At 26.4% G+C, this 12716-nt stretch carries 12 protein-coding genes; 11 read left to right on the forward strand and 1 reads right to left on the reverse strand.

The features are described 5' to 3' along the window. Positions 1-3: 3 nt before the first annotated feature. The 3 genes from eis (at position 4) to holA (ending at position 3598) form a co-directional block, all read left to right on the forward strand. The gene (eis, locus tag Q3223_RS10860) at positions 4-1188 is read left to right on the forward strand and encodes a GNAT family N-acetyltransferase (protein WP_231300913.1); all 1185 of its coding nucleotides are present in this window, start codon (positions 4-6) and stop codon (positions 1186-1188) included. Between the two features lie 111 nt (positions 1189-1299). Then, complete coding sequence (locus Q3223_RS10865) at positions 1300-2595, forward strand: ComEC/Rec2 family competence protein (protein WP_231300969.1); 1296 nt, start codon at positions 1300-1302, stop codon at positions 2593-2595. After that, complete coding sequence (holA, locus tag Q3223_RS10870) at positions 2555-3598, forward strand: DNA polymerase III subunit delta (RefSeq protein ID WP_054271083.1); 1044 nt, start codon at positions 2555-2557, stop codon at positions 3596-3598. Before Q3223_RS10865 ends, holA begins: the two co-directional genes overlap by 41 nt. 131 nt (positions 3599-3729) lie before the next feature. On the opposite strand, the gene rpsT is transcribed toward holA, so the two are convergent. Continuing rightward, on the reverse strand, positions 3730-3996 hold the full coding sequence (rpsT, locus tag Q3223_RS10875) for a 30S ribosomal protein S20 (RefSeq protein WP_021385419.1): 267 nt from the start codon (positions 3994-3996) through the stop codon (positions 3730-3732). Positions 3997-4619: 623 nt separating this feature from the next. Between rpsT and Q3223_RS10880 the strand changes: the two genes are divergently transcribed. The 8 genes from Q3223_RS10880 to Q3223_RS10915 all read left to right on the forward strand — a co-directional run bounded on the left by Q3223_RS10880 (position 4620) and on the right by Q3223_RS10915 (position 12281). Continuing rightward, positions 4620-5240 carry a TetR/AcrR family transcriptional regulator gene (locus tag Q3223_RS10880; RefSeq protein WP_054271082.1) on the forward strand — a complete coding sequence of 207 codons (621 nt, stop codon included), beginning with the start codon at positions 4620-4622 and terminating at the stop codon, positions 5238-5240. Between the two features lie 4 nt (positions 5241-5244). Beyond that, positions 5245-5943: an ABC transporter ATP-binding protein gene (locus tag Q3223_RS10885; RefSeq protein WP_054271081.1), complete on the forward strand. Its 699-nt coding sequence runs from the start codon at positions 5245-5247 to the stop codon at positions 5941-5943. Further along, positions 5943-8177: an ABC transporter permease gene (locus Q3223_RS10890; protein ID WP_054271080.1), complete on the forward strand. Its 2235-nt coding sequence runs from the start codon at positions 5943-5945 to the stop codon at positions 8175-8177. Before Q3223_RS10885 ends, Q3223_RS10890 begins: the two co-directional genes overlap by 1 nt. Positions 8178-8408: 231 nt before the next feature. Beyond that, entirely contained in the window at positions 8409-8927 is a 519-nt protein-coding gene (locus tag Q3223_RS10895; protein WP_054271079.1) for a helix-turn-helix domain-containing protein, read from the forward strand. Between the two features lie 33 nt (positions 8928-8960). Continuing rightward, positions 8961-9737 carry an alpha/beta fold hydrolase gene (locus Q3223_RS10900; protein WP_054271078.1) on the forward strand — a complete coding sequence of 259 codons (777 nt, stop codon included), beginning with the start codon at positions 8961-8963 and terminating at the stop codon, positions 9735-9737. A 284-nt stretch (positions 9738-10021) separates the two neighbouring features. Continuing rightward, positions 10022-10975: a GPR endopeptidase gene (gene gpr / locus Q3223_RS10905; protein WP_054271077.1), complete on the forward strand. Its 954-nt coding sequence runs from the start codon at positions 10022-10024 to the stop codon at positions 10973-10975. A 17-nt stretch (positions 10976-10992) separates the two neighbouring features. Then, a complete protein-coding gene (gene spoIIP / locus Q3223_RS10910; RefSeq protein WP_054271076.1) occupies positions 10993-12000 on the forward strand; it encodes a stage II sporulation protein P in 1008 nt (335 codons plus the stop codon). A gap of 29 nt (positions 12001-12029) precedes the next feature. Further along, complete coding sequence (locus Q3223_RS10915) at positions 12030-12281, forward strand: hypothetical protein (protein WP_054271075.1); 252 nt, start codon at positions 12030-12032, stop codon at positions 12279-12281. Positions 12282-12716: the final 435 nt, after the last annotated feature.

Below are 12716 nucleotides of genomic sequence, written 5' to 3' on the forward strand. Positions count from 1 at the left end.
TATATGGAGATTAGGTATGCTAAAGAGGAAGAAATAGAAAGTATAAAAGAAATTTGGAGTTATTGTTTTAATGATAGTGATAGTTTTATGAAGTTCTATTTTGAGGATAAGTATAAATATGAAAATACTGTAGTAGCTTTAGATGAAGGAAAAGTTGTTTCCTCTCTTCAGCTAAATCAGTATAAGTTAATACTAAATAATAAGGTATACAATACATCGTATGTAGTAGGGGTTTCCACACTTCCAGAAGGAAGAGGAACTGGATATATGAGTAAAGTTATTAAATTTACTTTAAATGAATTGTATAAAAAAGGACAATTAGTTTCTATATTGATGCCAATCGATTATAGACTTTATAGAAGATTTGGGTATGAACACTGTTATGACCAGATTGAATATACACTTAATACAGATGATTTAAAAAATTTTAAGTCAAGTGGAAAGATGATAAAAGCTGATGTATCACAAATTGATGATTTAATACAAATAGATAGAGCTTTTTTAAATGAGGTTAATGGTAATGTGTTAAAAGATGAACATTATTATGAAAACTTATTTAAAGAAATTCAAAGTGAAGATGGACTTTTATACATTCATGAAGGTAATGAAAAAGATGGATATATAGTTTATTTTCTTCAAGGAGACAAAATGTTTGTTAGAGAGTTATTTTATAAGAATATAGATGCTCTTAAATCAATGCTTAAATTTATATATAATCACAATACTCAATGCAAGATAGCTACTATATCTGCTCCTATAATAGACAAAATAAGATTTATATTAGACAACCCTAAAGATTGTGAGATAAAAATAAAACCTTTTATGATGGGAAGAGTTATAAATGTAAAGAAATTTATAGAGGATATAGTTGTGGATAAGGATATTAGTGGTTCGATTAATTTATTAATAGAAGACAAGTTTATAGATGAAAATAATGGTCTATTTAAAGTTTCTATAAAGAATCATAAGGTATCTATAGAAAAATTAGATAAAAAAGCCATAGAAGAGTCTCAAGACGGTTTTGATATTAAATTAGATATAAATGCCTTAACACAGCTAGCATTTTCGTATATAGATGTAGAGGAAGCTATTTTCTTAAATAATCTGGAAGGTGTTTCAAAAGAAACAATAGAAATACTTAAGTGTATTTTTTCTAAAAAAAATAACTATATAAATGAATATATATAAAAAGAATACGCCAAAAGATTTTCAAAGTCTTTTGGCGTATTCTTTTTATATAATAATTTATATTGTTTAAAAATTTACTATTTGAAAATAATCTAGATAATATGTTTTTATATAGGAGTGATTATAATTCAAATAAGAAGGCCTTTATTAATTATATTAATATTTATAATAGTTATATCATTTATGACCACAAATAGTAAAAAGAAAGATGAAGAACTTAATGATAAGATAATAACTATACAGGGAGCTGTTAAAGGTAAAAGTGAAAAGAAAAAATACAATCAATATAAGGTAGGTGTTTTTTTAATAAATGATTATTCAAGAAATAAAAATTTGAAAATTGGACAAGAAGTTAGTATTACAGGAAAATTTAAGAGTTTAGACAAGATGAAGTATGATGATTTTGATTATGGAAGATATATAAAAAGCACTGGATATAGAGGTATAATATATATAAATAACTATAAAGTTATTGGTAAAAATAAAATATATTCTTTAGTTGGAAAAATAAAGCTTTATGTAAGTAAGACTTACAGATATTTATATAAGAAAAATTCTGATTTCATAAATTCTATATTATTAGCTGAAGTTGAAAATCTGACTGATGAACAAAAAGAAATGTTCACTAGAACAGGAACTAGTCATGTAATATCTATATCTGGTCTTCATACAGGTATACTTTGTGTAATTATATCTTTTTTATTAAGAGGTATAAATAAATTGTATAAATTATTAATATTGTCGATTTTTATAACTTTATATTGTATAATGGTAGGTGCGTCTCCATCCATAATTAGGTCTATAACATTTGTTGTAGTGTTCTATTTGTCAATATTTATTGATAGAAAAAAGGATGGTATATCAACATTGTCTCTAATAGGGATAGTTTTAATTATGAATAACCCCTATGTTATATATAATGTAAGCTTTCAATTGTCTTTTTTAGCTACACTTTCTATATTAATATTCTATAATAGAATAAATAGTATTGTAAAATTAAGTATGGTATCATTGACAATATCATCAAATATATTAACTCTACCTATAATTTATTATACATTTAAGGGCATACCATTACTTTCAATTATAGGAAATTTGATTATAGTACCATTTGTAGGTGTAATAATGTATTTGAGTATTGCAAGCTTAATAGTATTTAAAGTAAGTGTAGTTATAGCTAAAATTATATCCTTTTTCAATAGTTCGTTGATAGAAAGCATATTTTTTTTACTAGATAAGCTCAGCAACTTAAATTTTGCATATATTAATATAGAAAATCCTAAATTTTATATTGTAGTGATTTATTACATAGGAGTGTTTTTTTACATATTTTACATAGAAGGAAAAGAGATAAAGGAGCAAGAAAATGGATTACAAGGATATTATAAGGAATGTAAAAGAGAATAATTTTGAAAAAATGTATCTTTTTTATGGAAGAGAGTATTATTTAATCGAAAATGCAATAAAGGCATTTAAAGAGAGTTTAAACGAGGGAATGCTTGATTTTAATTTAGATATAATAGATGGAAAGGAAATAGTCTTAAATCAGCTTATAAGCTCTATAGAAACACTTCCATTTATGGATGATAGAAAAATAGTAATAATAAAAGATTTTGAATTACTAAAAGGAAAGAAAAAGAATTTTACTGATAGTGATGAGAAATACTTAATAGAGCATTTAGACAATACTCCAGATACTACCACTATAGTTTTTGTTGTGTATGGAGATGTTGACAAAAGAAAATCTTTAGTTAAGAAAATTGGAAGTAATGGAATTGTTTTTGATTGTGATAAACTTTCTGATATGGATTTATTTAAGTGGATAAAAAAATCTTTTGCTCTAAATGAAGTTATAATAGAAAATTCTCAAATAATGTATTTCATCGAGCAAGAAGGATACAGAGACAAGAGTAGTGAAAAGACTTTATCTGATTTGGAAAACGAGATAAATAAAATAAGTTCATTTGTTGGTAAGGGTAATAATGTAACTAACGAAGTAATTGATAAATTATCTCAAAAAAAAGTTGAGAATGATATATTTAAATTAATTGATTATATTGGAGAACAAAATGCTTCTAATGCAATGAAAATATTGAATGATATGATACAAGAAGGCGAGTCTGTTTTAGGGATATTTTCTATGATAGCAAGACAATTTAAAATAGTGATGCAAGTAAGACAGTTACAACTTGATGGATATTCAACAAAACTCATATCTGACAAACTGAAAATGCATCAATTTGTTGTAGGAAAAGCATTAAAGCAAACTAAGAATTTTTCTGATGATATAATTGTAGAAATCTTAAATTATATATTAGAAAGTGATTATAAAATAAAAACAGGTCTTATAAGGGATACTTTAGCAATAGAAATGTTGGTCAGTAGATACTGTAAAAGACAAATTATATAAATTAATAATATATAGAAAATAAATAGTAGAGTTATTCTAACTATTTATTTTTTTATTTTTTATTGTATAAATTTACAAAATAAAAAACCCCTACATAGGGGTTATTATATATAAGAAATATAAACTGGTAATTAAGCGTTCATACCGTTTAATTTTTGAGCTAATTTAGCTACTTTTCTAGCTGCAGCATTCTTATGTATAGTTCCTTTAGAAGCTACTTGGTATATTCTTTTTTGAGCGTATTGGAACTTAGCAACAGCATCTTCTCTGTTTCCAGCTGCAACAGCATCTTCGAATCTTCTTATTGCAGTTTTTATTTGAGATTTTCTAACTCTATTTAAAGCAGTTTTCTTTTCGATAACACCTATTCTTTTCTTAGCTGATTTTATATTTGCCACCGTGTTCACCTCCCTGTATTTTTTTATCATATTCATCGTCAACATATTAGATTTTAACAGAAATAAATCTAAAAATCAAGGATTATTATTTATATATTTTAATAATGTTTTTTATTTTGATTTTTTAGATTGTAGATTGTGTATAAATAATTTGCAATATCTTGTTTTTAGGTTGGGTTATGTTGTGTTTTAAATATTTTAATGTATATAAATTAATACTTCATTTTTGCAACAAATATTTTGAGATAACACAAACTATTAACATACATTTTGATAGTATTTCCAATTATTATAAGATAATACAAGAAATTGCTCATTTTTATAGATTTAGTAAAAAAATTTATAAAAATATAAAGTTATATGGTCTATTATGATAAATTTTCCATTGATTAAGATGATTTTTTATTTTATAGTCCATTATTTAAGGAGAGAAATAATATATAAGAAAGATTTATATTATTAAAATATAAAAAGAATTATTAACTGTGGAAATTTCGTTGTCACTAGTATTTTCTATTTTTCAATAATATCAAGTGTATCCATATTATTGACTAATTCAGTCATAAACAATATAATTATAATATGACTAATATAGTCATATTATTGGGTAAGGAGGTATCTAATTGAATAAGACGTTTGAAAATCTCAACAAGGAAAAAAAACGACGAATAGTAAATTCTGCAATAGAAGAATTTGCAAGCAAAGGATATAAAAGTGCAACGATAGATAATATAGTATCAAAAGCAGGTATATCAAAAGGCTCTATATTTCAATATTTTAAAAATAAAGAAAGTCTATACATATACCTTTGTAATTATCAAATAAATATCATCAAAGACGAGATATTGAATCAAAAAGAAATTAATGAAACTGATTTTTTTGAACTGTACAGACATGCAGTGCATACTAAGTTTAAAATACTTAAGAAAAATCCATATGTTTTTAAATTCTTTAAAACCTTATACTTAGATGATTCAAAAATAGCAAAAAAATGGTTAAATGATATATCTATGAACAAAAATCAATTAGTATTAAGTTTTATGGGGGATTATGATAAGACAAAATTTAGAGATGATATAGATATTGATATGGCAATAAAAGCGATTGAACTTACATTTGATGGACTATCAATGAAATGGATAGAAAAACTATCATATGAGAATTATGAAAAAGATTTGAAAAGTTTATTTGATGAAGTTGAAGATTATATAAATTTTTATAAAAAATTATACTATAAGGAGTAAAATAATGTTTATTGAAATCAATAACTTATGTAAATCATATAAGAGTGAGGATATAGAAACCATAGCATTAAAAAATGCGAATATTTCGTTAAATAAAGGGGAGATAGGTGTAATATTAGGACCTTCAGGAAGTGGTAAATCTACCTTGATGAATATTCTTGGAGGATTAGACAGTGCTGATAGCGGTGAAGTGATTGTAGATGGTATTGATATTGTTAAATTATCAGATGATGAATTAGTTGAATACAGACGAGAAAAGACAGGTTTTATATTTCAGTCATACAATCTTATTCCACATTTAACGGTACTAGAAAATATAGAAATAATACAAAATATTAGTAAATCACCACTTGATATTAATGAAGTATTAGAATCAGTAGGATTAATAGATAAGAAAAATAGATTTCCAAGAGAATTATCTGGTGGACAACAACAACGTGTAGCAGTAGCAAGAGCTATAATAAAAAATCCAGCAATATTACTTTGTGACGAATTGACAGGAGCCCTAGATTATGAGTCTGCTATTGATGTACTTTCTCTTGTACAAGAAATAAATAGAAAGTTTAATACTACAATTTTAATAATTACACACAATGCAGCAATAGGTGAAATGGCAAACAGAATATACAAATTTAGAAGTGGAGAAGTTAAAGACTATATTATTAATAATGACCCTATTGATGCAAAGGGAGTGGAGTGGTAATGAAGCTAAATAAAAGTATATTACGTGTAATGAAAGAAAATAGAGGGCAATACATAGGTATGTTATATATGTTGATATTATCAGTATTTCTGTTTGTTGCTTTAACTATTACAGCTCAAAACTTAAAGTATAATAAGGACATGTATGTAAAAAATAATGTTCAAGAAGATTTGGAATTTTATACTAGTAACAAAATTGATAATATAAGAGAAATAGAAGATAAGTTTGATTTAAAGTTTCAAGAGACGCTTGTAAAAGAATATAAATATGGTGATAAAACATTAAGATTATTTACACCAAATAAAAAAGTGAATATTACAGCAGTATTAGAAGGTGCTATGCCAAGAGTTGGAGAAATAGCACTAGACCCTCAATTTGCTAAATCTAATAAATTAAATATTGGGGATGAATATCATATTGGAAATTCTTCTTATAGAATATCAGGATATATTGGTATACCAAATTATGCTTATATACTTGAAAAAGATGGAGATGTGATTAATAATCCAAAGAATTTTGGTATAGGTATTTTAAATAAAGAAGATATGGTAAGTGGAGATTATTTATATTCAGTAAAATATAATAAAAATAGAGAGATATATACACAGTCAAAAAATCTTAAAAACTACCTGAACACTAATGAAGTAAATATAATTGATTGGACTTATGCTAAGAATAATATGAAAATATCAATGTTAGATATCGAAGTAACAGCAATAAGTGTTTATTCAGTTATTTTACCTACAGTCATATTACTAATAACAGTTGTATTAATAAGTATTGTTTTAGGTAGAATGATGAAAAATGAGATGGCAAACATAGGTACTTTATATGCCTTAGGTTATAGAAAAAAAGAAATAATGATTCATTACATGAACTATCCTATAATACTTTCAAGCATCTCAGGAGTAATTGGTGGGATAATTGGTATTATAGTACAGAAGTATCTATTTGATTTATTCCTTACGTTTTTCCCAATACCAATAGAAAAAATATCATATAGTCCTATTTATTTTATACTGGGTATAGTTTTATGTATGGTGTTTTCAATTATTGGAAGTTATTTATCAATTAATAAAGTATTAAAATTGTCACCAGTGTTGTTAATGAAAAATGAAAATAAGAGACAAAAGGTAAATATAATTGAAAGAAAGTTGACTTTGAATAATTTAAAATTTAAAAATAAATTTGCTATAAGAGAACAATTAAGGTCAATATCTCGTTTAGCATTTTTGGTAATTGGAGTTTCTATAGCTACAGTATTTTTAATGTATGGGTTTATTGCTAAATGTTCTATGGATTATATGATAAATCAAGAAAGAAATGATGTAATTAGTTATAAGTATGAGTATATATTAAAGCAATTAAGTACAGATAAACCACCTATAGGTGGAGAAGGAGTATCAGGCGTTAAGTTCGTACTTGATAGTGAAATGAATAATGACTTTGAGTTAATAGGTGGAAATAAAAATTCACAGATGATTAGTTTAAAGGACAAAAAGGGAAATGAAATAAGTATAGATGATAACAAGTTTATTATTACATCTATAATGGCAAAAAAATATAACCTTAGTATTGGTGATAAGTTATCTTTTATTAATATAGTTGATGATAAGGAGTATTCTATAAAAATCACTGATATCGCTCAGACCAATTCAGGAGATTATGTATTTACTTCATTAAATAGCTTTAATCATATGATGGGGTTGGAAAAAGGTTCATATAATGCGATTATGTCAAAAACACCAATTGAAATTAACAAAGATATGGTATATATGATAAATACACCAAACAATATAACTAATATGTTAGAAGACTATATGCAATTAATGTCAGCCTTTATATATGGAATAGCATTTGTAGCATTTATTATAGGTGTAATTATCATATATGTAGTTGCATCTATAAGTATAGATGAAAATAAAAATCATATAGCCCTTATGAAGGTGTTTGGATATAAAAAGAAAGAAATAAACTCAATGATGCTTAATGGCTCAAGAATATATGTAGTCCTTGGATATATTATAGGGGTTCCTATAGGTTACTCTATAATAAAAGTAATATTTAAGATATTTGAATCATTAGATATAGCTTTAGAAGCAAGACTCAATTTATCCTATGTGATAATTGGTTTTGTTATAATAATTCTTACATTTGAAGTATCCAAATTTATGTGTGCTAGAAAAATTGATAAAATATCTCTAAGTGAAGCTCTTAAAACTCAAAAAGAATAGTAAAATAAATTATTTAAATCCACAAAGGGTTGTTGCACTAAAAATTACTTTTTTTAGTGTGACAACTCTTTTCTATACTCCTATATAAATAGATTATTTGATATTTTTATATCTATAAAATGGATTAATAAAAATACAATTTAAGTTATAATTACTATTTATATCATATACTTGAATAATCTAAAAAATTAGACTATAATATTTTTATAGACTAAAGAAAGGGATGATAAGATGGACATAGCAAAATTAATTTTAAATCCTGTTAGACTTCGTATTTTACAGTATATTAGACTTCATGGTAGTGTTCGAACATCTGACATTGTAAAATATCTAAATGATATACCCCGTGCAACAGTTTATCATCATGTAAAAATTTTAGAAGAGAACAACATGATTGAAGTGGTAAAAGAAAATCGTGTGCGTGGCACTATTGAAAAAGTTTATGCACTAAAAGAATATACAGCAGATATGGAAGGAGAAACATTTGTTGCACTTTCCACAGCATTTCATGTAGGATTGATGCAGGAAATGAATGAGTATTTTAGTAGAAAAGAGCAAGAACATAAAAAAGATAATGTATTTTTTACTTCAGCATTACTATATATGAGTGATGATGAATATGAAAATCTTCTTAAAAGTATAGCTGATTTATTGAAGCCATATGTAGAGCAGAAGCCTAAGTCAAATCTAAAACTTAGAAAACTTTCAATTATATCTTCTCCACCAGTTGATAATGATAAGACAAAATAGTATACATCTCATCTTTATAGAAGGAGGTTACGTATGAAATTTCATGAATTTGGAAATAAAAACAAACCACATATTATGTTGATTCATGGAGGAGGGAATGCTTGGTGGAACTATTTACGACAAGCAGAAGTTTTGTCCAAGAATTATTATGTGATACTTCCTACATTGAATGGTCATGGAGAAGAATATGAAACAACATACATTTCCACTGAGGATACAGCAGACAAGTTGATGGTATATATAGATGAAAAGTGTGATGGACACCTTTTTGCCCTGTGTGGGGTATCACTGGGTGGTCAAATTGTAATGGAGCTTTTATCTAGAAAATCTGATATTGCTAAAAAAGCAATTATTGATGGAAGTATCTGCTACCCAAGACCTACTATGGCACGATTTTGTATTGCTGGTATTCGATTTTTTGGAGGACTTTTATTCAGTGAGAAAGCTTGTCGTTTTCAAATTGCTATGATGCCAAAATTGTTACCTAAAAATATGCAGTATCCAGAGAAGATTAAAAAATATTATATGCAAGATATGCCACATGTCAGAAAAGAAACCTTTTACAATATATATCGTACTTATATGATGAAATATACGCTTAAAGAGAGTATAAAAACAACCAAAGCAGAAGTAATGTACTGGTATGGAGAAAAAGAAATGAAATGTGTTAAAAACTCTGCAAAGATGTTTAAGTCTTTTGTTAGTACTTGCCAAATTTATGAAGCTAAGGGTTATAATCATGGATATTTATCTCTTTATCTTCCAAATGAATGGTTGGAAATTGCTGAACCATTTTTTCAACAAGAATAAAGGAGTAAGGTGGTTACAGGGTAATCTATATAACGAATGAAAACTTAATAGGAAAATGATAAATAGATGAAAAGGTAGCGCCTATATAAATAGTTGCTACCTTTTTACATTTGTAAATAAATGATAGATAAGAATGTTTACTGACAAATTACTGACCAATCTCAATTTTCTTACATTGAAAGCCTTAATTTTACTTGTTTTAAATAAATTTATATTTTTTTGTTATAAAATACTAAATTTTGTTAACAATTATAATTAGCATTTAATTTATACTGGAGGTTTATATGATTAGCGTAAGAACAGATTTAGCTTTAGAAGCTAGTGAAATGTGTGAAAAGTCTCAAGAAGGAAGTAGTATTCCTGGTGTAAAAATAGAAACGAAAGAATTAGAAAATTGTATTGTAACAAAAGTTGAAGTAATAGACAGGCAAGGCGCAGAGATAATGAATAAAGATATAGGAAAGTATATAACTCTGGAAAGTAATCTTATGAAGTTTGATGATGATGAGTCAAGAGAAGAAATGATAAATTATTTAAAAGAAGAGTTAGTAGATATATTTGGACAAGACAAAAATAAAAAAACATTGGTAATTGGTCTTGGGAATAGAAATATTACTTCTGATGCGTTAGGACCAAAGAGTGTATCAAAAACACTTGTCACTAGACATCTTTTTAAAAATTATAATAAAGACTATGATGATGATTTCACTGAGGTATCAGCTTTAAGCCCAGGAGTTATGGGCGTTACTGGAATAGAGACTAGTGAAGTAGTAAAGTCATTGGTTGAGAAGGTTAAGCCAGATAGAGTAGTAGCAATAGATGCATTGGCTTCAAGAAAAATGGAAAGAGTAAACTCTACTATACAAATATCAACAGCAGGAATATCACCTGGTGGAGGTGTTGGAAATACTAGAAAATCTCTAACTAAGGAAACTTTAGGAGTAGAAGTTATTGCAATAGGTGTACCAACTGTGGTTGATGCAGCAACTCTTACTATAGATGTTTTAGATATGGCAATAGACAATTTAATAGCTCAATCAGAAGAAACAGAAAGTTTTTATGAAATGTTAAAAAAACTTAAAGAAGAAGAAAAATATCATCTAATAAAAGATTCATTAGACCCATATGACAAAAATTTAATAGTAACACCAAAGGATATAGATGATACAATCGAAAATCTATCTATAATAATAAGCGAAGGCTTAAATAGGTCTTTACATCCAGGTAGATTGGTATAAAATAAGGAGGAACAATTATGTTTAAAAAATGCATTAAAGTAGTAACCTTGACTTTTATATTAGCATGCATTTTACCAGGAAAATCATTGGCTTTGAATCAAGATGATTTTTTAAAGTTTCTAGTAAATTCATCTTATCCAGAAGCTAAAGTCGAAGGAAATAATACAGAAGATAAAAAGAATAATAAAAATAAAGAAGTAAATAAAGAAAGCAAAAACGAAAATGAAAAATCTGAAGATGTAAGTAAAGTTGATAATAAAAAAGAAAGTGAAAAAGAATATATAAAACTTTATGTTGGTAAAGAGAATGTACCAGATATTGAATCAAAAAATTCTGATACAACTGAAACTAACACTACATCTAGTTCAGAATACAAGGATGATTTAAGAGTAACTAAAGAAAATCCAAGGATTTTAATATATCATACTCATGGATGTGAAACTTATTCAAATTCACCTGATGGAAATTATCATTCAAGAGATAAGAAAAATTCAGTAATGGAAGTAGGAAGTGCATTGACTAGTGCTTTAGATAGTAAGGGATGGGGTGTAGTGCATACAACTAAGTACCATGACTATCCATCTTATAATAATTCTTATGCAAGTAGCTTAAAAACAATAAAAAGTATACTCCCTAAATATAATTCAGTGGACATAGCAATAGATTTACATAGAGATGCTAGGGATTTAACTAATCCAGCCACTAAAGAAAAAGACCATTTAAAATATACAACTATGATAAATGGAGAGAGAGTAGCAAAGTTTTTCTTTGTTGTAGGAGGTAAAAATACAAATAGAGCACAACTTAGAGCTTTAGCAGATGATATAACTGCTTTTGCTGAAAAGAAATACCCTGGTTTGGTGTCTCCAATAGTAGAAAAAGACTATGCTAGATTTAATCAATTTGCAGTTAAGAATCATATGCTAGTAGAAATAGGAAATAATGCAACAAGTATAGAAGAATCGAAAGCTACTACAAAGTATCTAGCTGAGATTTTAGATGAATATTTTAAACAAAAAAATTAGATTGTCAGGTATAATTAGGAGCATGTTAAATGAGCCGATTAGAAAAAAATATAGAAAGTAAAAGTAAATTAAGAAAATATAAGTATATTATGAGAATCGTGTTTTTGATTACTATGATTATAGGGACATCAGTTTGTGTCTTTATAGTAGATAGTAATGCAAAAAGCATGTTAGGAATGAAACAATATGATTTTCCAAGTATTAATTTTGATATAACAAATTTGAATTTTGATATAACAAACTTTGATATAGATGGAATCCTCAAAAAATTTAATAAGTAGTAATAAGTGAATAAGGTTTATTGATTAAAATAAGCCTTATTTTAGTTATATGTTCCTAGTGTAGAAAATAAAAATACATTAACTGTGTCTTATAGGATTTACTTTAAGTTTATGATATTATATAATATTTAGTGTTAGACTTGATAATCCACATATAATGTGGATAATTTTGTTTAATGCCAATTAGTTTATATTCAAAAATTTTAAATTTGATTAAAAAATAGCTACGCATACTCGTGACTTTAGTCGTTAGTTAGTAGCTAAAGTAGTCAGCATATAGGGAAACTTATATGTAGAGATAGGATATAACCTATCCAATACTACTTGAATTGCTGGAAACCCCTAAAGCTAACCAAACTAAAACATAAGGATGAAATAAACATAAGGATGAAATAAACCTAAGTGTGAAAGTTACGAAAGTAGAAAAAATTGGTT

Origin of the sequence: Clostridioides sp. GD02367, assembly GCF_045900275.1 — a bacterium.
GTDB lineage: Bacteria > Bacillota > Clostridia > Peptostreptococcales > Peptostreptococcaceae > Clostridioides > Clostridioides difficile_A.